This window comes from Achromobacter sp. JD417, assembly GCF_041879325.1.
Taxonomy (GTDB): Bacteria; Pseudomonadota; Gammaproteobacteria; order Burkholderiales; family Burkholderiaceae_B; genus Achromobacter; species Achromobacter mucicolens.
On sequence record NZ_CP087159.1, the window covers coordinates 3,182,457 to 3,204,780 of the forward strand.

23 protein-coding genes are annotated in these 22,324 nt (G+C 66.3%); 8 read left to right on the plus strand and 15 right to left on the minus strand.

Annotated features, from left to right (window positions below):
- Window positions 1–30: 30 nt before the first annotated feature.
- Window positions 31–948 carry a LysR substrate-binding domain-containing protein gene (locus LN047_RS14565; protein ID WP_373979373.1) on the minus strand — a complete coding sequence of 306 codons (918 nt, stop codon included), beginning with the start codon at window positions 946–948 and terminating at the stop codon, window positions 31–33.
- 141 nt (window positions 949–1,089) lie between these two features.
- Between LN047_RS14565 and LN047_RS14570 the strand changes: the two genes are divergently transcribed.
- Window positions 1,090–1,494: a RidA family protein gene (locus LN047_RS14570; protein ID WP_128828294.1), complete on the plus strand. Its 405-nt coding sequence runs from the start codon at window positions 1,090–1,092 to the stop codon at window positions 1,492–1,494.
- Window positions 1,495–1,514: 20 nt separating this feature from the next.
- Here LN047_RS14570 and LN047_RS14575 read toward each other — a convergent pair whose 3' ends face one another.
- Window positions 1,515–1,973 carry a MaoC family dehydratase gene (locus LN047_RS14575; protein WP_373979374.1) on the minus strand — a complete coding sequence of 153 codons (459 nt, stop codon included), beginning with the start codon at window positions 1,971–1,973 and terminating at the stop codon, window positions 1,515–1,517.
- 133 nt (window positions 1,974–2,106) lie between these two features.
- On the opposite strand from LN047_RS14575, the gene proP reads away from it, so the two are divergent.
- From proP to LN047_RS14595, 4 genes are all read left to right on the plus strand, one after another.
- Window positions 2,107–3,639, plus strand: a complete 1,533-nt coding sequence (proP, locus tag LN047_RS14580) for a glycine betaine/L-proline transporter ProP (protein WP_373979375.1) — start codon at window positions 2,107–2,109, stop codon at window positions 3,637–3,639.
- Between the two features lie 51 nt (window positions 3,640–3,690).
- Window positions 3,691–4,569 (plus strand): PhzF family phenazine biosynthesis protein, encoded by an 879-nt coding sequence (locus tag LN047_RS14585; RefSeq protein WP_373979376.1) that lies wholly within the window; start codon window positions 3,691–3,693, stop codon window positions 4,567–4,569.
- A gap of 198 nt (window positions 4,570–4,767) precedes the next feature.
- A complete protein-coding gene (locus tag LN047_RS14590; protein ID WP_373979377.1) occupies window positions 4,768–5,247 on the plus strand; it encodes a VOC family protein in 480 nt (159 codons plus the stop codon).
- Between the two features lie 224 nt (window positions 5,248–5,471).
- Entirely contained in the window at window positions 5,472–6,644 is a 1,173-nt protein-coding gene (locus LN047_RS14595) for a diguanylate cyclase (protein WP_373979378.1), read from the plus strand.
- 18 nt (window positions 6,645–6,662) lie between these two features.
- Here LN047_RS14595 and LN047_RS14600 read toward each other — a convergent pair whose 3' ends face one another.
- The 10 genes from LN047_RS14600 to LN047_RS14645 form a co-directional block, all read right to left on the minus strand.
- Entirely contained in the window at window positions 6,663–7,577 is a 915-nt protein-coding gene (locus LN047_RS14600; RefSeq protein WP_373982136.1) for a hypothetical protein, read from the minus strand.
- 500 nt (window positions 7,578–8,077) lie between these two features.
- Complete coding sequence (locus LN047_RS14605) at window positions 8,078–9,001, minus strand: SMP-30/gluconolactonase/LRE family protein (protein WP_373979379.1); 924 nt, start codon at window positions 8,999–9,001, stop codon at window positions 8,078–8,080.
- Window positions 9,002–9,017: 16 nt separating this feature from the next.
- Window positions 9,018–10,025: a Bug family tripartite tricarboxylate transporter substrate binding protein gene (locus LN047_RS14610; RefSeq protein WP_373979380.1), complete on the minus strand. Its 1,008-nt coding sequence runs from the start codon at window positions 10,023–10,025 to the stop codon at window positions 9,018–9,020.
- A 27-nt stretch (window positions 10,026–10,052) separates the two neighbouring features.
- Window positions 10,053–10,985, minus strand: a complete 933-nt coding sequence (locus LN047_RS14615; RefSeq protein ID WP_373982137.1) for a Bug family tripartite tricarboxylate transporter substrate binding protein — start codon at window positions 10,983–10,985, stop codon at window positions 10,053–10,055.
- A gap of 101 nt (window positions 10,986–11,086) precedes the next feature.
- Window positions 11,087–12,157 carry a cyclase family protein gene (locus LN047_RS14620; RefSeq protein WP_373979381.1) on the minus strand — a complete coding sequence of 357 codons (1,071 nt, stop codon included), beginning with the start codon at window positions 12,155–12,157 and terminating at the stop codon, window positions 11,087–11,089.
- An 11-nt stretch (window positions 12,158–12,168) separates the two neighbouring features.
- The gene (locus LN047_RS14625) at window positions 12,169–13,125 is read right to left on the minus strand and encodes an NAD(P)-dependent oxidoreductase (RefSeq protein ID WP_373979382.1); all 957 of its coding nucleotides are present in this window, start codon (window positions 13,123–13,125) and stop codon (window positions 12,169–12,171) included.
- Window positions 13,122–13,805 (minus strand): RraA family protein, encoded by a 684-nt coding sequence (locus tag LN047_RS14630; protein WP_271265095.1) that lies wholly within the window; start codon window positions 13,803–13,805, stop codon window positions 13,122–13,124. The genes LN047_RS14625 and LN047_RS14630 overlap by 4 nt, the downstream gene beginning before the upstream one ends.
- Window positions 13,806–13,849: 44 nt before the next feature.
- Window positions 13,850–14,845 carry a tripartite tricarboxylate transporter substrate binding protein gene (locus tag LN047_RS14635; protein ID WP_062841425.1) on the minus strand — a complete coding sequence of 332 codons (996 nt, stop codon included), beginning with the start codon at window positions 14,843–14,845 and terminating at the stop codon, window positions 13,850–13,852.
- Window positions 14,846–14,870: 25 nt separating this feature from the next.
- Complete coding sequence (locus LN047_RS14640; RefSeq protein ID WP_373979383.1) at window positions 14,871–15,737, minus strand: amidohydrolase family protein; 867 nt, start codon at window positions 15,735–15,737, stop codon at window positions 14,871–14,873.
- A 6-nt stretch (window positions 15,738–15,743) separates the two neighbouring features.
- Window positions 15,744–16,712, minus strand: a complete 969-nt coding sequence (locus tag LN047_RS14645; protein ID WP_373979384.1) for a Bug family tripartite tricarboxylate transporter substrate binding protein — start codon at window positions 16,710–16,712, stop codon at window positions 15,744–15,746.
- Window positions 16,713–16,840: 128 nt separating this feature from the next.
- On the opposite strand from LN047_RS14645, the gene LN047_RS14650 reads away from it, so the two are divergent.
- From LN047_RS14650 to LN047_RS14660, 3 genes are all read left to right on the plus strand, one after another.
- Window positions 16,841–17,551, plus strand: coding sequence for an IclR family transcriptional regulator (locus LN047_RS14650; RefSeq protein ID WP_373979385.1), 711 nt, complete (start codon window positions 16,841–16,843; stop codon window positions 17,549–17,551).
- Window positions 17,552–17,696: 145 nt separating this feature from the next.
- Window positions 17,697–18,779 (plus strand): hypothetical protein, encoded by a 1,083-nt coding sequence (locus LN047_RS14655; protein ID WP_373979386.1) that lies wholly within the window; start codon window positions 17,697–17,699, stop codon window positions 18,777–18,779.
- Between the two features lie 6 nt (window positions 18,780–18,785).
- Window positions 18,786–19,655 (plus strand): hypothetical protein, encoded by an 870-nt coding sequence (locus LN047_RS14660; protein ID WP_373979387.1) that lies wholly within the window; start codon window positions 18,786–18,788, stop codon window positions 19,653–19,655.
- A gap of 76 nt (window positions 19,656–19,731) precedes the next feature.
- Here the strand turns inward: LN047_RS14660 and LN047_RS14665 are convergent, their stop codons facing one another.
- From LN047_RS14665 to LN047_RS14675, 3 genes are all read right to left on the minus strand, one after another.
- A complete protein-coding gene (locus LN047_RS14665; protein ID WP_373979388.1) occupies window positions 19,732–20,706 on the minus strand; it encodes a Bug family tripartite tricarboxylate transporter substrate binding protein in 975 nt (324 codons plus the stop codon).
- Between the two features lie 93 nt (window positions 20,707–20,799).
- Complete coding sequence (locus tag LN047_RS14670; RefSeq protein ID WP_062841421.1) at window positions 20,800–21,564, minus strand: SDR family oxidoreductase; 765 nt, start codon at window positions 21,562–21,564, stop codon at window positions 20,800–20,802.
- A gap of 60 nt (window positions 21,565–21,624) precedes the next feature.
- Window positions 21,625–22,323: a fumarylacetoacetate hydrolase family protein gene (locus tag LN047_RS14675; RefSeq protein ID WP_373979389.1), complete on the minus strand. Its 699-nt coding sequence runs from the start codon at window positions 22,321–22,323 to the stop codon at window positions 21,625–21,627.
- Window position 22,324 lies beyond the last annotated feature (1 nt).

Below are 22,324 nucleotides of genomic sequence, written 5' to 3' on the forward strand. Positions count from 1 at the left end.
GGAAGGATCGAGGCAGCAGCGCGGTGCGAACTACCTTCCGCCCGCGGGCGAATACGCGCCCACCACCTCGACGATCCAGTCGATGAAGGCGCGCAGCTTGGCGCTGACGTGGCGGTTGGGCGGGAACGCCACGTACATCGGCATCGGGTCCAGCCTCCAGTCCTCGAAGACCGGCACCAGCTCACCCTTGGCCAGGTGCGGCGCGGACATGTAGTCCGGCAGCCACATCACGCCCATGCCGGCAAGCCCCGCCGCCAGGTAGGCATTGCCGTCGTCAACCGCCAGCACGTAGCGGCCGTGCACATTGACGACCTCCTTGCCGCGACGCATGGCATAAGGCAGCGCGCGCCCGGTGCGTTGCCACAGAAAACCCACGATGCGGTGGTGCGTGTCTTCAAGCTCGCGCGGGTGCGCGGGCTTGCCGGCCAGTTTCAGGTACGAGGGCGCGGCGTAGACGCCCAGTTGCAGGTCGCCGATGCGGCGGGCCATCAGGGACTGGTCGGTCAGCTCGCCGCCCCGCACGACACAATCGATGTTTTCGCCGATCAGGTCGACGATGCGATCGCTGACGCCCATGTCGAGCTGGATGTCGGGATAGCGCGCGTGAAAGTCCGGCAAGGCGGGCACGAGCACCATGCGCGCCAGCGGGCTGGGCACGTCCACGCGCAGCCGGCCGCGCGGCGCTTCCGCGGCGCTGGAAAGACTGGTCTCGGCATCGTCCATGTCGGCCAGCAGCTTGATCACGCGCTCGTAGTACGCCGCGCCATCAGCCGTGACATTGACCTTGCGCGTGGTGCGGTTCAACAGGCGCACCCGCAGGCGCGCTTCGAGCTGCTGGACCAGCTGCGTCACGCTCGTCTTGCTCATGTGCAGGGTGTCGGCGGCCTTGGTGAAGCTGCCGGTTTCCACCACGCGCGCAAACGCGGTCATTGCGTCGAATCTGTCCATGGCTGCTCGAATAGAAGTGGGATTGTTTGGATTCTACAAATAGTGATGGATGCAGTTGACCGTTTATCCGCGGGGCGGGCGCTTTTACAGTTTGCCCATGTCAACGCGGGCTGTCGGACAGCCCATCACCAGGAGAACGCCATGACCAAACGCGACGTTGTTTTTCCTCCCAATCGCCATGCGCTCTACGAGCGCAACCGTTATTCGCCGGCGGTTCGCTCCAACGGCTTTCTGTTCGTGTCCGGCCAGGTCGGCAGCCATGACGACGGCTCACCCGAGCCCGACCTGCGCGAGCAGGTGCGGATGGCCTTCCGGAATCTGAACGCCATCCTGCATGCGGCGGGTGCGTCATTTGACGACGTCGTCGACGTGACGGTCTTCATGGTCGATCCGCAGTCGCAGTTCGAAACCATGTGGGAGGTGGTGCCCGAATTCTGGGGCGAGGCGCCGTATCCGAACATTACGGCGGTCGGGGTCACCTGGCTGTACGGATTCCAGTTCGAGATCAAGGTCATCGCCAAGGTGCCCGACGCCGCGGCTGCTTGATCGGGCGGGGCTGCGTCTTATCAAGGCTTGCGGAAGACGACGACCTTGCTCGTCAGCTTCTGCAGCGCCTCGTCGCGCTGATTCGATGTGATCGATTCCACGACCACGATGGCGCGATCGGGCTTGGAGCGCGATGGCGTGATGCTGAGCACGGTGCTCGTCACCTTGACCACATCGTCCGGCCGGGTGGGCTGCGGCCACGCCAATTCGGCGCCTGCGCCAATCACCCCGCGCGCCACCGGAAAACTCTCGACCAGCAGCTTCATGGTCAGCGCCGCCGTATGCCAGCCACTGGCCGCCAGGCCCTGGAACAGCGTATCTTGCGCCGCCTCCAGATCCAGATGAAAGGGTTGCGGGTCGAACTGCGAGGCAAACTCGACGATCTGCTCGGCGTCCAAGGCATGGGTCTTGCTGACGAAGACGTCACCGACGGTCAGGTCTTCCAGGTAGATCAGCGGCGGCTTGGGGGTCTGTGGCATCGATGGCTCCGGCAAGTATCTGGTGGGTGGGGCATTATGGGCGCGCGTTCCCGTCTTGTGCAATGCAGCGGGCGATGACCGGCGCCGAAATCGGGTCCATAATCGGCATGTCTCGTTTTATGGATGTCGCACCATGGCAGAAACCCCCACGTCGTCGCAAGAGATCCGTCCGCTGGAGATCGGCGACATCACGGTCATCGACAACACCAAGCTCAAGAAGGCCGTCACGGCGGCGGCGCTGGGCAATGCAATGGAATGGTTCGACTTTGGCGTCTACGGTTTCGTGGCGTTCGCACTGGGCAAGGTGTTCTTCCCGGATGCTTCGCCCGCCGTGCAAACCATCGCCGCGCTCGGCACGTTTTCGGTGCCGTTTCTGGTGAGACCGTTAGGAGGCGTGTTCTTCGGCGTCATGGGCGATCGCTTCGGGCGCCAGAAGGTGCTGTCGCTCACCATCGTCATCATGGCCATCAGCACGTTCTGCATTGGCCTCATTCCCGCGTACGCCACGATCGGACTGTGGGCGCCGATCCTGCTGCTGCTGTGCAAGCTGGCGCAGGGCTTCTCCGTCGGCGGCGAATACACCGGTGCGGCGGTTTTCGTGGCGGAGTACGCGCCGGACAGGCAGCGGGGTTTCCTGGGCAGCTGGCTGGACTTCGGCTCGATAGCCGGCTTTGTCGTGGGCGCCGGCATGGTCGTGCTGCTGCAGACCATGCTGGGCGAGCAGACGTTTCTGGACTGGGGCTGGCGCATTCCGTTCTTCGTGGCGGGGCCGCTGGGCCTGTTGGGCTTGTATCTGCGGCATGCGGCCGAAGAAACCCCGGCCTTCACGCAGCAGCTCGAACGGATGGAAAAGGAAGATCGCGACGCCGTGCAGGAAAAGCCGTCGGTGTCGTTCCGCGAGATCTTCGCCAAATACCGCCGCGCCTTGCTGGTCAGCATCGGCATGGTGCTGGTGACCAACATCACCTATTACATGCTGCTGACCTATATGCCGACGTACCTGTCGGGCAGCCTGGGCTACACCGAAGGCCACGGGGTGCTCATCATCGTCGTGGTGATGGTGGGCATGCTGTTCGTGCAGCCGGTGGTGGGTTTCGTCAGCGACAAGGTCGGGCGCAAGCCGTTTCTGCTGGTCGGCAGCCTGGGGCTCCTGGTTACCGCGATCCCGTCGTTCTTCCTGATCGGCAGCGACAACACCGCGCTGATCTTCCTGGGACTGCTGCTGATCGCCATTTTCCTGAACTGCCTGATCGGCATCATGGCCTCCACGCTGCCGGCGCTGTTCCCCACGCGCATCCGCTATAGCGCATTGGCCAGTTCGTTCAATGTGGCCATCATCTTCGCCGGGCTTACGCCCACCGTGGCCGCGTGGCTGGTCGAAGAGACCGACAACCTGATGATGCCGGCCTACTACCTGATGGCGGCGTCGCTAATCGGGCTGATCACCTCGTTCTTCCTGCCCGAGACCGCCAACCGGCCGCTGCGTGGCGAGACACCGACCGCTTCCAGCCGCAAGGAGGCCAAGGTGCTGTTGCAGCAGGCGTACGAGCACATCGAACAAAGTGTGCAGGACGTGGATGCCGAGATCGCGGCGCTGGAAGAAAAGCTGGATGCGCTGCGTGTGCGCCGCCAACGGCTGGCGGACAGGCATCCGGGTATTGAATGAGAGCTGCCGCCCGGACTTGTCCGGTCGGCGCTTCGTGTTAAGGAGCAAGTCATGAGCGTGCCATTCAAGCAGGTGGATGTGTTTACCAGCGAACCTTATCGCGGTAATCCGGTCGCGGTGGTGCTGCAGGCGCAAGGCATGACGGACGAGCAGATGCGGCGCATCGCCAACTGGACGAATCTGTCGGAAACCACCTTTGTGCTGCCGCCAACGCAGCCCGAAGCCGATTACCTGGTCCGGATCTTCACGCCGCAGGCCGAGCTGCCCTTTGCGGGGCATCCCACGCTGGGAACGGCGCACGCGTTGCTGGAAGCCGGCATCGTCCAGGCGCGCGGCGGCAGACTGGTGCAGGAATGCGCCGCGGGCCTGATCGACCTGTCGGTCACCGAGATCACCGGCGGCAGTCCGCGTATTGCCTTCACGCTTCCGGAGGCCCGGTTGACCGAACTGAGCGCAGACCTGGTCGATGAAATGGAAGGGATACTGGGTTCGGCGGTCCTGCATGATCCCGCGCCCAAGCTCGTCAATGTGGGCCCGGTGTGGACGATCGCGCAGTTACCCAGCGCGCAGGCCGTGCTGACGCTGCGCCCGGACTTTGCCCGCATGGCCGAGTTCGACCGCCGCAACCAGGCTGCCGGCATCGTGGTGTATGGGGCGAATGGCGAAGGCGCGGAAAGCGCCATCGAGGTCCGCGCCTTTGCCCCCAGCCTGGGCGCAAACGAAGACCCGGTGTGCGGCAGCGGCAACGGATCGGTGGCGGCGTTCATCCGCGATGCGGGGCAAGTGCAGCAGTTTGGGACGGAATACCTCAGCACGCAGGGCGCGGCGGTGGGGCGGTCGGGCAGGCTGAACATCGCGTTCGGTGCGGACGGCGCCATTCGCGTGGGCGGGCAATCCGTGACGTGCATCGACGGCCGCATTGCGGTGTGAACGTGCGCCGGCATGCGGGGCGGCCGGAATCGGTGCGGCGGGCATTGACGCGGCCTGCTCAGTCGCGGCCTGCTCAGTCGCGGCCGGCTCAGGCTCGATCCGTGCCCGGTTTTCGGCCGGCGCCGCGTGCACTATGCTTGAACGGCGCGCATTGCAGCAAGGGTTGAGTGCATCACTTTCCTGCCAAGGAGGAGCAAGATGGCCAGCAAAAACACGATTTGCCTGTGGTACGACGGCGACGCGCTGGACGCGGCGAATTTCTACGCCCGGACGTTTCCGGACAGCGAGGTGGGCGCTGTCCATCGCGCGCCCGGCGACTACCCGTCGGGTCAGCAGGGCGACATCCTGATGGTCGACTTCACCGTCATGGGCATTCCCTGCGTGGGACTCAACGGCGGCGACGCATTTCAGCACAACGAATCGTTTTCCTTTCAGGTCGCGACCGATGATCAGGCCGAAACCGACCGCCTGTGGGACGCGATCGTCTCGAATGGCGGTCAGGAGAGCGATTGCGGCTGGTGCAAGGACAAATGGGGCGTGTCCTGGCAGATCACGCCACGGGCGCTGCTCGCGGCAGTCACGGATCTTGACCAGGCGGCTGCCAAGCGTGCATTCGAGGCGATGATGACGATGAAGAAGATCGACATTGCGACCATCGAAGCCGCGCGCCGGGGATGATGCCGCGGTTTGCAGAGCGGGCAGCGCGCGCGGTGAAACGTCAGGCCAGTTCCGTGGATTGGAATCTCCGGTTTTGGGGGCCGCATCAGCAAGAATGACCTGTCGATAGAACAAAAATCCGGGGTCGGATGACAGGCCCCGGTAAGGATGTTGCACGCGTGGGAAAGCCCCGTAAAATCCCGCAGCCGCCGCGATATTTCGGCGAAATCTCCTGACTTTCCGAGATGTACGTCGATCTTCTCACTCTTTACCTGTTGGCAGTCGGAACACTGCTTGTCAGCGCCGGCCTGATGTTCTGGGAGCAGCGGGCCAATCCCAAACGCAGCAAGGAACTGCGCATCCTGGCATCCGGATTCGCCACGCTGGCTGTCGGCTGCGCGGCAGCGCTGTATCGCCGCGACCTGCCCGGTGTCAGCGGCGCGGCGATCAGCAATCTGGTCATCCTGGGTGGGTACCTGCTGGTGCTCAATGGCGTTGCCGCGCTGAGCGGACGGCGATATGTGCGCATCTCGGTCTTTGTGCTGGTCGGGATGGGGCTGACCTGGGTGATCGGCGGCGTGCGCTGGCTGGACGTCATGTGGACACACGTAAGCTCGGTGCCGATTGCGCTCGTCAGCGGACTGACGGCCTGGGAGCTGTTGCGCTGCCAGGCGCTCAAGCCACGGCGCTCGCGGTACATCGTGGTTGCGGTTGCCGGGGTGCATACCGCCGTGTATGCGGCACGTGCGCTTGTCCTGCCGTGGTTCGCGACCGAGTCCGGCGGCCAGGTTCTGGCGCTGGCCGGCAAACTCACCATCTATGAAGGCGTGCTGTATTCCGTGGTGCTGCCGATGATGCTGCTCAAGCTCATCCGCGACGAAACCCACAGCCAGCTGCTGATGGAGTCGCAGACCGATTACCTGACGCGGCTGGGAAACCGGCGCTGGTTTGTCGAGCAAGGCGCGCGCATCCTGAACGGCAAGGAAGGGCGGGGCACGGTGGCGGTGCTGGCGTTCGACCTGGATCACTTCAAGTCCGTCAATGACCGCTATGGACATCAGGCGGGCGATCAGGTGCTGAAATCATTTGCCGAAACCGCGCGCGAGGTCCTGGGTGACGACACCATTCTTGCGCGCATCGGCGGCGAGGAATTTGCCGCTCTGCTCTGGGGGGATGACGCGAAGGGCGCCCACACGTTGGGCAAGGCCATGGCCGAGCGTTTCGCGGTCACGGTCTCGAACCGGATGGACGGCATCGGCATTGCCGCCACGGTGAGCATCGGGTTGGCCCGCTTCGAGGGCGACACGCCCACCATCATGGACGCGCTGGCCATCGCGGACCAGGCGCTCTACCGGGCCAAGAAAATGGGCGGCAACCGGCTGGAACTGGCCGGCGAGCCCGCGCCGGTCACGGCTTGACCGGCAGGGCCCCTGGGATCATTGTTGCGCCACGTAGGCCTTGCGCGTTGCGTCGTAGGTGTAGATGACGGCGTCGGCCGGACCCAGCTTGCGGGTCTTGCCCGGGCCGGAGATGGTGTTGCCGGAGAACTGCACGGTCACGCGCGGCAGGTCGGCGGTGCCGGTGGCGCTAAAGACCAGTTCACCCTCGCTGCGCGTACACGGCATGACGTCGCCGTCCGCACAGGCCGGACCGTTGTCCTCGCCTGCAATCACCTCGCCCGCATACGCCCACACCTTGTCCTTGGCTTCGTCCTGGCGCTTTTCCGGCGGCGTGAAGACGAGCAGCGTGTAGCCGCTGATCGTGATGCCGTTGTCGAACGTCTCGGTGGGCACCGCCAACAGCAGCTTGCCGGCTGCCGTGCGGTATTCCCGCGGCTTGCGCCGCGTGTCGACTTCCGGCGGCCGTTCGTACGCGCCGAACTCGCCGATAGTCGGTTCCATGCCACGGAACTTCCAGGGGCTTGAAGGCGATGCGGGATCGCGGATGAAGGTCGCCTCGGCAAGGTTCACCGTCGTCATCGGACCCACATCGTCCTCTCCCGGCTTGCCATAGCGTTCGGCGGTTTCCCACACGAAGCCCGTGTAGTACGGCGTGCCATCCATTTCGAAGGCGTAGCCGAACCAATAGGTGGCCACGCTGCCGTTGGCCACGTCGGCGGAGTCGGCGCCCTTGCTGTCGACCTGGTGGATCGCGTAGAGGACCGATGCGGCGTCGGGCAGGGCGGCCTGCGCGCTGGCGGCGGGGGAAGGCGTCGGCGCGGCCGTGGCCGAGGCTGGGTTAGCCGGTTCCGCGGCTGCCGGTGCTGCGGCAACTGATAGTGCGGAGGCCGGCGCTCCGGCAGCCGGAGCTGCCGGCTTCTCTTGCGCCGCATTACCCGGCGTCGGGCTCATCGCCGCGAATGCGGCAGTGATCGCCGCCACCAGGAGGGCGGCCGCTGCCGCGTTGCCCGTCCGCAAACCCTTTCCTTCCGACTTGCGTGTAGACGCCATGTCCTTCTTCTCTCTCTCTATCGCGATATGCAGCCATCGCCGGTCGCCGCCGCCGCGCCATCGGGTCGCGGCGCGGGTGGGCGCCGCAAGACGGGCTGCATGGGGAATTAATAGTGCCAAATCGACCGGCGGGCTCGACCATAGAAGGGGGGCGAGAAGGGTGTCAAGGCAACTCTTGCGCGGCATGGAGCGCGGCGCATGCCGCCGGCGCCCGCGGCCAGGGCGGGCGCCGGCGTGCGTATGCCCTGGAATTGCGGGTATTCGCGACGGATGGAACGCGGCGGGCAAGGGCAAAAGGCCCTTAACGGCCTGTTACCTTGGCAATACTCAGGGTTACCGGAAAGGCGGCGGAGGTGGCGCGCGCGCTCGCGGCAGGCGGGACCGCGGCGGGGGAGCTTACATCAGCGGCGGACCGGCCGGAACAGCGCCGTGCCCGGATGGGGCGCGCGGGCAGAGAGGATAGTCCCGGTCACCGACTCGGTGCAGAACAGGCTGCGCCCGTCTTCGCCGCCAAAGGCGAGGTTGGTGGTGGACATGCCTTTGGGACTGCGCCACACCGTCACCGGCTCGGCCCGGTGATTGAGCAGCCAGACATAGCCCAAGCCGGGATTGCAGACGATCAGATTGCCTTCGCGGTCCACGGCCAACCCGTCCGGCCCGCTGGGGCCGTACGAGGTGAAGAACTGGCTCACCTTGCTGACGCTGCCGTCGGCCATCAGCGGCACGCGCCACACGCAGTTGCCGCGCGTGACGGCCAGATAGAGCACCTTGCCGTCGGGCGAAAGAGCTACGCCGTTGGGACTGGGCACGTTGTCCAAGAGGCAATCGAGCTGGCCATCCGGGCGCAGGCGGTACAGGCGTCCGGATGGATCATGCAGGCCGCTTTGGCCCTGATCCGTGAAGTAAAGGTTGCCTTGGGCGTCGAAGATCAGATCGTTCACACCCTTGAAGCGCTCGCTGTTGCGGCGCGCCAGATAGGGCGTGACCGTGCCGCTGGCGACGTCCAGCGCCATCAGACCGTTCTTGTAGTCGGTGATGAGAAGCCGTCCATCGTCCAGGAACTTCATGCCGTTGGGCTCGCCGTCGTACTCCGCCACCAGTGACCATTCCCGGTTTGGGCCGATGCAAAAGACGCGGCCCCACGGGATGTCGGTCACGTAGAGGTTGCCATCGCGGTCGAACACCGGGCCTTCCAGGAACGAGTCGGCCACGGCGCCGCCGCGGTTGGCGTCGGCCCAGTCGCTGCGTTTGGCGCGGCGAAAGCGCTCGGGCATGGGCGACCAGACCTCGAACGATTCCACCTGGGGCGTTTGCAGAAAAAACATGGCGTCTCCTTGACCCTTACTTGGCGTCGTAGCCGATGTTGCGCGCCACGTTGCCCCACATCACGCCGCTGTCGGCCAGGATGCGGCTGAACTCGGCGGTGCCGGCCGCGCGCGGCTCGGCGCCCATCTTGGTGGCGAAGGTCTGCATTTCCTCGGACGCCATGGCCTTGGCGATCTCGCTTTGCAGCCGCTGCGTGACCGCCGCCGGCGTGCCCTTGGGCGCCCACAAACCGGTCCAGTTGACCACGCCAAAATCCTTCACGCCAGCTTCGGTAAAGGTGGGCACGTCGGGCAGCACGGCCAGCCGCTTGTCGCCGCTGACAGCCAGCAGGCGCAACTGGCCGCCTTGCACGGCGCCCATCACGCCGGTCGTGGAGGCGAACTGGAAGTCGATCACCTTGCCCAGCACCGCCTGCGTGGCCTCTGCCGCACCCTTGAACGGCACGTGCATGAACTTGACCTGGGTCGCCAGCGCCAGCCCTTCGGCCGCGAAGTGCGGCGTCGTTCCCGGGCCGCCGGAGCCGTAGGTGATGAGGTCGGGTTTGGCGCGGGCCTGCGCGATCAGGTCATCGAGCTTGCGGTAGGGGCTGTCGCTGGACACCGCCAGCGCCATCGGCGCAAACACAAACGCCGAGACCGGCTGCAGGTCCTTGGCCGGATCGAAGGGCAGTTGTTTGAAGATGTGCGGCAGCAGCGAATACGTGGTGTCGTTGGCGACGAGGGTGTAGCCATCGGGGGCGGCGCGTGCCACCTGGCTCACGCCGATGGTGCCGGTGGCGCCGGGCTTGTTCTCCACGATGAAGCTCTGGCCCGTCTGCGTCGAGAGCATCTGCGCCATCTTGCGCGTTGCCACGTCGACCGCGCCGCCGGGGCCGTACGGCACCACCACGCGGACCGGTCGGCTGGGCCAGGCGTCCGCGGCGTCCGCGGCCTGGGCCAGACCGCTGGCAAGCAGCGGCAGGGCGGCGGCAATCGCCAGGGCCGCGCGGCGCAGGCGGAAAGGCGTATGAAGGGGTTGCGTCATTTGTCTTCCTCTTTGGGGGTGCAAGGATTATTCCGCTTTCAGGCCCAGGTCCTGGGCCAGTTTGCGGTACGTGTCGATTTCTTGTGAAAGCTGGGCGCCGAACGCATCGCCGCACACCTGGCGCGGCTGCATGCCCAGGGCGTCCAGGCTTTTGGCGGTCGCGTCGGCCTGGGAAAATCCGCGGGCCACCTCTTGCAGCCGGTCCCGAACGTCCTGCGGCAGGCCCGCGGGCGCCAGCACGCCATACCAGGCGTCGGCCGTGTAGCCGGGGACGCCGGCCTCGTCGAAGGTCGGCACCTGCGGCAGTTGGGCCAGGCGCTTGGGTGCGGCGACGGCCAGGGCGGTCAGCTTGCCGGCCTGCACCTGCGGCAGCACCGAACCCAGCGTCGCCAGCGAACTATCGACCTGGCCGCCCATCAGGTCCGAGACCGCCTGCGCCGCTCCCTTGTATGGGATGTGGTTCATTTTGATGCCGGTCTGCCGCAGAAACTGTTCGGTCGCAAAATGGCCGGAGCTGCCGGTGCCGGGCGTGGCAAAGGTCAGGCGCCCCGGTTCGGCCCGGGCGCGCGCCAGAAAGGCGTCCAGCGAATTCACCTTGAGGGCGGGGCCGGTGACCAGCACCGTGGGGCTGACCGCCACGGCGCAGATCGGCGTGAAGGACTTCAGGGCGTCGAACTTGACCCGGTCCGCATACAGCGCCGGGATCATGGTGTGGTTGGTCGCGCCGATCAACAGCGTGTAGCCGTCGGGCGCGGCCTTGGCGACGGCCTCGGCGGCCAGGATGGTGTTGGCGCCGGGGCGGTTTTCCACGACGAAGGTCTGCCCCAATGCCTGGGATGCATACGACGCGAAGGCGCGCGCGACGACGTCGGTCGGGCCTCCCGGCGAAAATCCCACGACCACGCGCACGGGATGATCGGGATATGCGGCGTGTGCCGCGCCGGCGGCCAGCGCCAGCATCAAGGGTAGGATTTGAATCGGTTTCACGAAGTGTCTCCTGGTTGGAAAAGGGCGCGGCCTGTGTCGGCCGCTATGCCCGTTGGATTGATGAAGGGTTGGATTCAGACCGTGGCGATGGGCGTGGCGGGGGATCCCGCGGCGCCCGGTAGCCGCAACGGCGGCGCGGTCAATAGGAACCGGTGGCGCCCGTTCGCGCGCAGCCAGCGCGCCAGCGGGGTCAGCCACCAGAGCTCTCCGAGGTGAATGCCGTTCTTGAACAGGCAGTGCTCGTGTAAGGGCAGGCGCGGACGGCGCAGCGGCGTCGCGGCGCCGCTCAGGCTGACCGGCTGCACCAGCTCGACCGCAGGGTTGTCGGCGATCAGGCAGGCCAGCCGCGCGTCGACGATCCATTGCAGCAGCCGCGCGTCGTGGCCATCGAGGCCGCTGCCCGTGGCGTGAAGCCGCGCTACGTCGGGTTGCCGGTTCATCGCCATCAGCGTGTCGCCAAAGCCGGTATGCAGGCACACCATGTCGCCTGGCTCGACGGTCACGCCATCGGCATCGAGGATCCGCATCAGCGCGTCATAGCCCACCGCGGTGCGCGTGCGCCCGACATGCGCTTCCAGATCGATGAGCACCGCGCGGCCCTGCACGCCGTGCTCTGCCAGATTGTCGATGCCGAGCGCGCCGGCCGACGGACCCGGAAAGCGCGCCCAATCCGCCGGCGCGGCAGCGTCCTCCGAAGCGGCCACGATCTCCACGCCGGCGCGAAAGCCGTTGTAGAACACCGCCTCGGCCTGGCCGTCACCGTCGGCGTCGAACCGGCTGCCCATGTGCGCAAGGCTGTCCCACTGCGTCGAGTACTGCGTGTTCATCAGCAGCACGTCGTCGCAGACCACGTCCGTCAGTTGCGGATCTTCGGACGCGTATGACCAGCAAAATCCCTGCGTGCCGGCGCTCTTGCCGTCGCGTAGCGTCGAGAAGCGTTGCGGCGGCATGCGGCGCGGGTTGAGCGCCATGCCGCCCGGCATATCCAGCGGCAGCGACAGGCAGAACGTCAGGCCTTCGCGAACCTCGGCGATGCCTTGCAGCACCTTGGCGCGATCGACCAGGTTCATCCGGCCGCGCTGGTCGTCCGGACCGAATTCGCCCCAGTTGCTGCCGCTGGGCGCGTGTTTCCATCGTTGCGGCACGGCGCGGCTCCTTAGGCAGGCGAGCCGGCGCGTGCCAGGACGTCCAGCACGCTCAGCACGTTTTGCGCGGCGGCCACGCCCATGTTGACGTAGGCGGCGCTGGTCACGCCGCCGATATGCGGGCTGAGGATGATGCGGGGTTCCTGCTGGAACGGATGGCCGGCCGTCATGGGCTCGACCGCAAAGCTGTCCAGGCCCGCGGCCCGCACGTGCCCCGAGCGCACAGCCGACAGCAACGCATCCTCGTCCACGAGGCCGCCGCGCGCCGTGTTCACCAGGATCACGCCGGGCTTGCACTGCGCCAGCGTCTGCGCGTTGACCATGCCGCGGTTCTCGTCGGTGAGCGGGCAGTGCAGTGACACCACGTCGGCTTCGCGCCAGATCGCATCCAGCGGCACGCTGCGAATGTAGCTGGGCAAGTCCTTCGCGTACGGGTCGAACCCGATCACCCGCATGTCGAGCCCGTTCGCCATGGCTGCCATGCGGCGTCCGATCGCGCCCAGGCCGACGAGGCCAATGGTCTTGCCGCCCAATTCCAGGCTCTTGTGCGTGGATTTGTCCCAGTGGCCGGCGCGCATGCGCTCGTCCAGGCCCACCACCGACTTTGCGCACGCCAGCATCAGCGCCAGCGCCTGTTCGGCGACAGCGGCCGCGTTCACGCCCACGGCGGCCACGACCTGGATGCCGCGTTGGGCGGCCGCCGTCTTGTCGATGGTGTCGGTGCCGCTGCCGTGCTTGGAGATCACGCGCAGCGCGGGGGCCGCATCCATCGCCGCGGCGCCCACCTTGCTGTAGCGCACGATGATCGCCACGGGGTTGTGGTCGCGGCACAGCGCCACGATGTCGTCCTCGCTCGGCGTCTTGCCGGCAAAGACCACCGCGAAATCCTGCAGCAGCGCAAGCGCCTCGGGCGCCAGGTCCGCCGCGGTCACGAGCAGTTTGGGCTTGTCCTGGGCAGCGGCACTCACAGCGATTCCCCTTCCTTCAGGACGCCCGCGGCGCGCAAGGCGGCGCTCAGCCACTTCGCTTCGGTGTCGCCCGCCTGGATGGCGGCGATGCGCGCGGCTTCGTCGCGCACCTTCTTTTCTGCGGCGGGCAGCAGGCCTTCGATCTTCTCGCGCTCGACCACCACCACGCCGTCGGCGTCGCCGATGATGAAGTCGCCCGGATGAACGGTCACGCCGCCCACGGAGACGGGGTGCCCGATGCGGCCGGGCACGTTCTTGGTCGGGCCGTTCGGATTGGTGCCGGCGGCAAACACTGGGTAATCCATTTCGATGATCTCGACCGTGTCGCGCGCGGCGCCGTCCATCACCACGCCGGCTATGCCCAGCTTGCGGCAGGCGTTCATCATGATGGTGCCCATCAACGCCGAGCTGAGGTCGCCCTTGCCGTCGATCACCAGCACGTCGCCCGGCTTGGCCAGGGAAATGGCGGCGTGGATCATGAGGTTGTCGCCGGGCCGCACCTCGACCGTGAGGGCCGTGCCGGCGACCTTCATGCCGGGGTGCAGCGGACGGATGCGGCCGTTCAGCGCGCCGCGGCGTCCGGCGACGTCGGCCAGAATGGCAGGCTGCAGTTCGGCGGCGCGGCGCACGATGTCGGCGCCGACGCGCGGAAAGTCCTTGATGATGTCCTGAGTGGCCATGAGTGTTCCTGTCTGAAGGTAGTGAAGGGAATGCGAAGGGCGGGTCAGGCGGGCTTGATGCCGGCCTCGCGGATGACCTTGCCCCACTTGTCGAAGTCCGCTCTGCGGGTCTGGTCCAGTGCCTGCGGCGTGCCGCCGGCCAGCGTGATGCCAAGCTGTTCGGACAGGGCAAGCAGGGCGGGGCTTTTCAGCGCGCGGCCGATGTCCGCGTTGAGCCGTTCGATCACGGGGGCGGGCGTGGCGGCCGGGGCGAACACGGCCTGCCATTGCTCCACGACAAAATCGGTAAAGCCGGCCTCGGCCATGGTCGGCACGTCCGCCAACGCGGGCAGGCGCTGCGCGGACGTGGTGGCCAGGGCGCGCAGCGCGCCCGTTTGCACGTGCGGCAGCGCTGCTGCGGCGGGAATGAATGCGAACTGCACCTGGCCAGCCAGCGTGTCCTGCAGGGCGGGGGTGTCGCCCTTGTAGGGCACGTGCAGGAAGCGGGCGCCCGTCTTCTGTTGCAGCAGTTCGCCCTGCATGTGCAGGATGGTGCCGGTGCCGCCCGACGCATACGCCAGGCTCTCGGGCGCCCGCTTGGCCGCGGCGATCAGTTCGGCCACGGTCTTGAAGGGCTGCGCCTTGCCCACGACGAGCAGGTGGGGAATGGTGCCGATCAGGATGACGGGCGCGAAGTCGGCCACCGGGTCATAGGTCAGCTTGCCCAACACGTGCGGCGCGATGGCCTGCGGCCCGATCGATGTGCCCAGCAAGGTCAGGCCGTCCGGCTCGGCGCGGGCCACGCGGGCGGCGCCGATGGTGCCGGTTGCGCCCGGACGGTTGTCCACGATGACGCGCGTGGCCAGCAGCGCATCGAGCTGCTGCGCAATGGCGCGGCCCAGCACGTCGGTGCTGCCGCCGGCGGGGTACGGCACCACCCAGGTGATGGTCTTGCCGCCCGGCCATTCTTGCGCGGCGCGCACGCCGAAGGCGGCGCTTGCGGTCAGCGCGGCAGCGGCGGCCAGGAAACTGCGGCGGGAAAGGGTGTGAGGGTCTTGCATGGTTTGTCTCCGAGGGATTTGTTTTTCATGCGGCAAAGCCGTACAAGGCTGCCGGGTTATGCACGAGGACCTGGCTCAGCCGGTCGGGGCCGGTCCACTCGGCCAGACGGTCGAGCTGGCGGGCGTCGTCGGGCATGGGCTGCATGCCCGCCGACGCGGAGGCATGCGGCCAGTCGCTGCCCCACACGACGCGCTCAGGATTGGCGTCCAGAAAACTGCGGGCCAGGGCGTCCAGCGCCGGGTCTTCAACGCTGTGCCGCGCGCTGACGAGATAGCCGCCGGACAGCTTCACCCAGGCGCGGCCGCGCGCAAGCAACTGCAGCACCAGAGCGTGGGCCGGATGCGCACCAGCGTCGTGCGGCGCAAGCCGCGCCATGTGGTCGAACACGACGGGCACGGGCAGGTCCGCCAGCAACGGAGCCAATTCGGCCTGCCGGTCGGGCGCCATCAGCAGTTGCAGGTGCCAGCCCCACGGCGCGATGCGCTGCGACAGCGGCAAGATCTGACGGGCGGAGCTGGTCACGCCCAGGGACAGATTCAGACGGATGCCGCGCACGCCCGCGTCGTGCATGGCTTGGAGCTGCGCATCGGTTTCGCTGCCATCGATCACGGCAACGCCGCGCGCCTGTTCCCGCAACTGCGCCAACGCGTCCAGCATCGGACGGTTATCCGTGCCATAGGTGGAAGGCGTCACCAGCACGGCCCGCTGCATGCCCAAGCGCGACTGGATCTTGCGGTACTGCGCCATCGAGGCGTCCGGCGGCGTCAGCTTTGCGCCGGCGACCGCCGGGTAACGCGCGTCATAGGCGTGGAGGTGGCAGTCGCACGCGCCGGCCGGCGCCGCAATGGCGGGGCGGGCGTCGCCGCTGGAATAGGGATAGCGGGCCTGCATGGCGGATCACTCGACCTTGGCGCCCGAGTCCTTGACGATCTTGCCCCAGCGGATGCGGTCGTCATGAATCAGCTTCGCGAACGCATCCGGCGTGCTGGTCAAGACGCGTGCCCCTTGGTCCTGATACTTCAGGCTCAGGTCCTGAGCCTGCAACGCCTTGTTGAACTCGGCGTTCAGCCGCTGCACGATGTCGGCGGGCGTGCCGGCGGGTGCGGCCAGGCCGAACCAGGTCACGGCCTCGAAGCCCGGAAAGCCGCGCTCGGCGATGGTGGGCACATCGGGCATGTCCGGCACGGGCTGCGTCGACGTCACCGCCAGCGCCCGCATCTTGCCGTTGCGCACGTGGCCGATCAGCGTGGGCACCGACGACAGGTACATGTCGATCTGCCCGCCGATCAGGTCGTTCGACGCCTGCGCGGCCCCTTTGTACGGAATGTGGGTGAGCTGGATGCCGGCCGCGTTCTGCAGTTGCACAGCCGCCAGGTGGGCCACGGTGCCATTGCCCGAGCTCGCGAAGTTAAGCGCGCCCGGCTTTGCCTTGGCGGCAGCGATCATGTCCTCGAACGACTTGAGCGGCGAGGAGGCCGGCACGACGATCACCAGCGGCGCGTCCGCAACCAGGCCAATGGCGGAAAGGTCTTTTTCGGGGTCGTAGGGCAGCTTGGCGTACAGCGTCGGGTTGATGGCCAGGTTGCTGGTCTGGCCCAGCACCAGGGTGTAGCCATCCGGCGCGGACTTGGCCACCGTGTCCACGCCAATGTTGCCGCCCGAACCTGGCCGGTTCTCGGTGACGATGTTCCAGCCGGTGTTGGCGCCGACCTTGATCGCCGCCTCGCGTGCCAGCGCGTCGGTGCCGCCGCCGGGCGGGAACGGGACGATCAGGCGGATGGGCTTGTTGGGGTAGTCCTGAGCCGCGCTCAGGCTGGTCATGCACACGAGGGCCAGGCCCGAGAGGACGCGCGCGAACGGCTTCATCGTTTGTCTCCGAATCGTTGTTTTGGTGGAGACATTGTGGATCCGTGTTCCACCCAATACAATGCAGGTTCGTATAGCGAAACACGTTGCGTAGAATGAACGATCCTAAGCACCCAATCCCGGATGACATGCCGGAAGACGCGCCTGCCGAAGAAGGCGTGGTGGCAGTGCGCCGCGCCATGAGCATCCTGGCGGCCTTTGGCGTGGACGACACGCATCTGTCGTTGGCGGAACTGAGCCGGCGCACCGGTTGCCATCGCTCTACCGTGTTGCGCCTGGCGCGCACCCTGGCCATGGACGACTACCTGGCGCAGCGCGAGGACGGCACGTGGCGGCTGGCACGGGCGGCCGGCTGGCTGGGCGCCTGTTACCAGGCCACGTTCAATATCGCGGAGGTGGTGCAGCCGGTGCTGCGCGAGCTATCTGCCGCCACGGGAGAAAGCGCCACGTTCTACGTGCGCGAGGGCAAGCAGCGCATCTGCATGGCGCGGGTCGAAGGCCCGAAGTCGATTCGCCATCACGTGCGGGTGGGCGCGGCGCTGCCGCTTGAGCTGGGCAGTCCGGGGCGGGTGCTGCTCGCTTTCGCGGGCGAGCCCGGCGAGCCCTATGAATCCGTGCGCCGTGCGGGCTACATGATTTCACTGGGGGAGCGCGACGCCGAGGTCTCCAGCATCTCGGCGCCGGTCTACGGCATCAACTGGACGTTGCAGGGCGCCATCTGCATTTCGGGCCCGATCTCTCGGTTGACCGAGAGCGTGTTACTCGACCTGAAGGAGCCTGTGCTGGCGGCCGCCAGCCGGCTGTCGCGGTCGCTGATGGGTTTGCGCCGGCCGGCGTAGGTCTGGCCAGAGAAGGACTAGGAAGAACCGATCATTGGTTCCGCACTATTGTGGTACGGGGAGCGCGCGCCAATAATCTGCCCAATTACAGATGGGGCACCCGCTCGCCTCGTGGCGGGGCGAGGGGTAATTCCTGGGGATTGCGATGCACGATGAGCATGGGAAATTCTCTGGCCCCCCGCTGTTCCCCTTGACATTCAACATGGCGTACAAGACGCCGCCGTCGGGCCCATGCTGCGTGCAAGACGCAGAGCAAAAATTCCTGGGGTGGTGCGACCGCCATCAAGCGATCCCAAATGAGGCGATTCAGGAGCTCTACCTCGCGCATGTCGAGAAATATCTGCCTTTGTTGCGGCAGGTGAGGTGGTTTCAGGATGTTTTCATTCGCGTCGCCGACCTGCCCGGACAGAGGCACGCTAGAACGCTCCCGGAGACGTGCGACAGCTGTGGGCGCGACTACCGGGTCATCGTATTCAGCGCAGCGTTACTCACGGCGACACTGCACCTGAATCTTCTGCCTAGGCTCTTGGTGACTGAAGACGGCAGTAAGTTGATGGTTCGCGCGCCAACGCGCAAAGATCTGGAGCATCTGCACCTCGCGCTGAGGTGCTATCTCGGTGGGAATCGGCTGAACGACGACGGCCTGAGCATGCTCGCCGAGCTAGTGGATTTTCCGTGTGTGCCTGAGGGGCATCTGAGTTATCTGACTGCCATTGCGGGCCATGGCTCCCTGTTCTATCTCACCCACGAAATCGCACACCATTTCGTCGGGTTTGCCGGCACCGGATTCAGTGACTGGAACTCCCCCGGTAGGCCGCCGGTGCCTGAAAAGCGTGCCCGCAAGTGGACGGTTGAGCTGACCGCCGATATCGATGGCGCCCGGTTGATGCACGAGGCGCTCTTGGTCGCGACATGCAGTCCTTCTGCGTCAGCGATCGAGCGGGTGAACGCCGCTAGGATGGCATTCAGCGGCGCAATGGGGACCCTGGAAGCCCTGGGCGACATCGAGGCGCTGCAAATGCGGGGCAAGACGGTGGATTTCCTTCACGAACCGCAATGGTGTCGGCACCCACCCTTCATTTTCCGGTGCATGGCGCTGCGTCAGTATGCCGAGAACTTCTCCAGAACGAATCTTGGCGGTGCGGACATGTTCGAGCATGTCAAACACCTTTCCCGGCTGCGCGGCACATTGTTCCAGCAATACGATCCGCAGCACTTCCTGGAGTGACAAGCGATGCATCAGAACTTCGACAGCATTTGGCCGTGGCTTCCCCTTGGCGCGCAGACGGCGGCGGTGCGCGGCGAGTTCTACGACGACATTGACGACGATGTCCCCGATCACGAATTCCTGTATGGGGCTGATCATGATGTGTGGGAATCCCAGGAGTTTCGCGTGGGCCTGGTCTGCCCGGACGGCAAGATCGTTTCCGCGGTTGGCCTGACGGAACAAGCGCGTCAGGCCGGCGATTTCACGCCGCTCAAAGGCAAACCTGCCAACGTCTACCTGGATAAATACTTTACGTACAGGATGCCCGCGTCGGCCTTCAAGTTGCAGGTTCTCATGGGCGCTCGCCATGCGTTCGCCCATGCCGGGCAGAGCGATGTGGGACATTGCCTGATCGTGGACGGAAGAAATGGCTCACATGTGGGCATGACGGGCGAGTCATGCTTCCGCGGACTGCAGGTCAAGGAGGATCTGGGGCTCGATATTTGCGTGAATTTCCTGGTGGACAAGGATACGGAGTCGATGCTCAAGGTGCTGCAATCCGCACCATTGAAAGAAGGGATTCAACTGACAGCCGTCTACAACCCCGTCTTTCCCATTGCACTGTCGTACTTGCTGACGGCGACAGAGGCGTTGCTGAAGGCCAAGAAGAACAAGCCCATCGTCAAATATCGCCTTTCCTTGCGGTCAAACGCAGGGGAGACAGGCATTCCATTGGTGGCCGGGACATTCGTCATACTTCAGGATTGGGCCACTGGGAGCGCGGGGTTCTCGTGGAGTCGCTACGCCTGGTCCAAGGACGGTGGGCAGCTAAAGGTCAACGGCGAGCCGGTCAGGGCGAACTACATGCTGGTGCGTCTGGAACCAGGCCAAGCCTGAACAGGCGGCAGCAGGGGCGGTGCCCGGCAGGCGTGGCAACGGCGCAGGCGAATGCGTGCATCGTTGCCGGTGCCTCTTACTCCGCCTGTATTCCTGCTTCCTTCACCACCTTGCCCCACTTGTCCAGGTCCGACTGGATCACCGCCGCGTATTCCTGCGGCGTGCCGCCCTGGACTTCGATGCCCGCGGCTTCCAGCTTGGCGCGCACGGCCGGCTGCTTGAGCACCGCGTTGATCTCGGCGTTGAGCTTGGCGACGATCTCCTTGGGCGTGCCCGCTGGCGCAAGGAAGCCGCCGTTCGTGTTGGCGTCGTAGCCCTTCAACCCCTGTTCCTGCGCGGTCGGCACGTCCGGCAGCGCCTTGGTGCGATTCGCGGTGGACACGGCAACGGCGCGCACGTTGCCGGCCTTGACCTGCTCCTGCATCGCGCTCAGCGTGTCGATGTACAGGACAGTGCGGCCCGCCAGCAGATCGGGGTGCGCGGCGGACGATCCCTTGTACGGGATCAGCAGCATGGGCGCGCCGCTGACTATGCGGAACATTTCGGCCGCCATTTCCTGCGCGCTGCCGCGGCCAGACGTGGCGACCTTGGCGTCGTCGGGATGCGCCTTCATCCAATCGACGAGTTCGGGCAGGGTTTTGGGCGGGATCTTCGGATAGACCGCGAACACCAGCGGAATTTCGTGGGTGTAGACGATCGGCTCGAAGCTCTTTTGCGGATCCCAGCCCAGGTTCTTGAAGAGGTACTTGTTGATGTTGTGGCTGCCGCCCACGATGCCGATGGTGTAGCCATCGGGCTTGGCGTTGGCGAGCAGCGCGGTGCCCAGGTTGTTGGAGGCGCCCGGCCGGTTGTCGACGATGACGGGCTGGCCTAGCGACTGCGACAGCTTTTCGCCGACGACGCGCGCAATCATGTCGATGCCGCCGCCCGGCGGCGCGGGCACGATGATGCTGATGGGACGGGCGGGATAGTTCTGCGCCGCGGCCAGGCCGGGCACGGCGGCAAGGACTGCCGAAAAGGCCAGGGTCTTGGCCAGCGTGGTGAAGGTCATGCTTGTCTCCTCGGGGTGGTCAACTTCTGTCAACTCTGTGAGGCGCCCCGGCGTGCTGCACCCGGGGCGCGGGTTGGGGGCGCAGTCAGGGCCTTAGCCGCGCCCGGTAAAGGGCATGGCGCTGGCCATGACGGTCATGGTCAGGACGTTGGCGTCCAGCGGCAGCGACGCCATGTGGCGCACCGCCTTCGCAACGTGGACGGCGTCCATCATGGGTTCGGGCGCGACCGTGCCATTGGCTTGCAGCACGCCGCGCGTCATGCGTTCGGACAGTTCCGTCATCGCGTTGCCGATGTCGATCTGCCCGGCCACGATGTTGAAGGCGCGGCCATCCAGCGCCAGCGACTTGGTCAGGCCCGTCACCGCATGCTTGCTGGCGGTGTAGGGCGCGGTGAAGGGGCGCGGGGTATGCGCGGAGATCGACCCGTTGTTGATGATGCGGCCGCCCTGCGGCGACTGGCGGCGCATCAGCCCGAAAGCCGCGCGCGCGCAAAGGTAGACGCCCGTCACATTGGTGTTGATGGCGTTGAACCACTTTTCCAGCGGCAGTTCGTCCATGGGCACGGCGGGGGCGTTGACGCCGGCGTTGTTGAACAGCAGGTCCAGCCGGCCGAAGCGGCTTTCAATCGTGTTGAACAGGGCTTCGACGCTTTCCGGACGGGTGACGTCGGTGGGCACGGCCAGCGCGGTCTGGCCGCGTGCGGTGGCCTCGGCCTGCAGGCTCTGCAAAGGGTCTGCGCGCCGGCCGGCCAGCACGACGGTCCAGCCGTCGTCCAGCAGCGCGACGGCGGTGACGCGACCGACGCCGCTGCCGGCGCCGGTGACCAGCGCAATCTTTTGGGTGGTGCTTTCGTTCAAAGCGTGACTCCTGGGGCGGATGGAATAGCGATGGGTGATGGAAGGAATCGGCGTGAGCCGTCAGGCGGCGCGAGGGCGGGCAACGGTCATGGTCAAAGCCCCGATATCGGCCACACCCGCGCTGACGACGTCGCCAGGCGTTAACGGGCCAACGCCCGCAGGCGTGCCGGTGTAGACGAGATCGCCGGGCGCCAGCGTTACCGACCGCGACAGCATCGCCACCAGCTCGGGCACGGACCACAGCAGGCCGGACAAGTCGGCGCGCTGGCGGTCTTGCCCATTGACCGTCAGCCACACCGCGCCTTGGCGAGGATGGCCGCACACGGTGGCCGGCACGATCGGCGTGCAGGGCGCGGAATGATCGAAGGCCTTGGCCGGTTCCCACGGGCCGCCCGCGCGCTTGGCCTGCTGCTGCGCGTCTCGCCGGGTCATGTCCAGCCCTGCCGCATAGCCCCAGATGTGCCGCGCTTCGACGTCCTTGGGGTCGATGTCTTTTCCGCCGCGGCCAATCGCCACGACCAGTTCGATCTCGTGGCAGAAGTCCGCCGTGTCCGCGGGATAAGGCAACGCGCCGCTGGCCGGAAACACCGCGCTGGCGGGCTTCATGAACCACGCCGGCATGTCGGTGGGACGCGGCTCGTCGGGCAGCCAGCGGTAGTTGCGTCCGATGCAGAAGACGCGCGCGACCGGAAAGCGTGCCGCGCTGCCGGCGATCGGAAGCAGGGTGGGTGCAAGCGCGGGAAAGACCAGGTCCGTCATG

Excerpts from the sequence above, each read along its gene's own strand:
- LN047_RS14565 (WP_373979373.1), bottom strand. The coding sequence starts at position 948 with ATGGACAGATTCGACGCAATGACCGCGTTTGCGCGCGTGGTGGAAACC.
- LN047_RS14570 (WP_128828294.1), top strand. The coding sequence starts at position 1,090 with ATGACCAAACGCGACGTTGTTTTTCCTCCCAATCGCCATGCGCTCTAC.
- LN047_RS14575 (WP_373979374.1), bottom strand. The coding sequence starts at position 1,973 with ATGCCACAGACCCCCAAGCCGCCGCTGATCTACCTGGAAGACCTGACC.
- proP (WP_373979375.1), top strand. The coding sequence starts at position 2,107 with ATGGCAGAAACCCCCACGTCGTCGCAAGAGATCCGTCCGCTGGAGATC.
- LN047_RS14585 (WP_373979376.1), top strand. The coding sequence starts at position 3,691 with ATGAGCGTGCCATTCAAGCAGGTGGATGTGTTTACCAGCGAACCTTAT.
- LN047_RS14590 (WP_373979377.1), top strand. The coding sequence starts at position 4,768 with ATGGCCAGCAAAAACACGATTTGCCTGTGGTACGACGGCGACGCGCTG.
- LN047_RS14595 (WP_373979378.1), top strand. The coding sequence starts at position 5,472 with ATGTACGTCGATCTTCTCACTCTTTACCTGTTGGCAGTCGGAACACTG.
- LN047_RS14600 (WP_373982136.1), bottom strand. The coding sequence starts at position 7,577 with ATGAGCCCGACGCCGGGTAATGCGGCGCAAGAGAAGCCGGCAGCTCCG.
- LN047_RS14605 (WP_373979379.1), bottom strand. The coding sequence starts at position 9,001 with ATGTTTTTTCTGCAAACGCCCCAGGTGGAATCGTTCGAGGTCTGGTCG.
- LN047_RS14610 (WP_373979380.1), bottom strand. The coding sequence starts at position 10,025 with ATGACGCAACCCCTTCATACGCCTTTCCGCCTGCGCCGCGCGGCCCTG.
- LN047_RS14615 (WP_373982137.1), bottom strand. The coding sequence starts at position 10,985 with ATGCTGGCGCTGGCCGCCGGCGCGGCACACGCCGCATATCCCGATCAT.
- LN047_RS14630 (WP_271265095.1), bottom strand. The coding sequence starts at position 13,805 with ATGGCCACTCAGGACATCATCAAGGACTTTCCGCGCGTCGGCGCCGAC.
- LN047_RS14635 (WP_062841425.1), bottom strand. The coding sequence starts at position 14,845 with ATGCAAGACCCTCACACCCTTTCCCGCCGCAGTTTCCTGGCCGCCGCT.
- LN047_RS14640 (WP_373979383.1), bottom strand. The coding sequence starts at position 15,737 with ATGCAGGCCCGCTATCCCTATTCCAGCGGCGACGCCCGCCCCGCCATT.
- LN047_RS14645 (WP_373979384.1), bottom strand. The coding sequence starts at position 16,712 with ATGAAGCCGTTCGCGCGCGTCCTCTCGGGCCTGGCCCTCGTGTGCATG.
- LN047_RS14650 (WP_373979385.1), top strand. The coding sequence starts at position 16,841 with ATGCCGGAAGACGCGCCTGCCGAAGAAGGCGTGGTGGCAGTGCGCCGC.
- LN047_RS14655 (WP_373979386.1), top strand. The coding sequence starts at position 17,697 with ATGCACGATGAGCATGGGAAATTCTCTGGCCCCCCGCTGTTCCCCTTG.
- LN047_RS14660 (WP_373979387.1), top strand. The coding sequence starts at position 18,786 with ATGCATCAGAACTTCGACAGCATTTGGCCGTGGCTTCCCCTTGGCGCG.
- LN047_RS14665 (WP_373979388.1), bottom strand. The coding sequence starts at position 20,706 with ATGACCTTCACCACGCTGGCCAAGACCCTGGCCTTTTCGGCAGTCCTT.
- LN047_RS14675 (WP_373979389.1), bottom strand. The coding sequence starts at position 22,323 with ATGACGGACCTGGTCTTTCCCGCGCTTGCACCCACCCTGCTTCCGATC.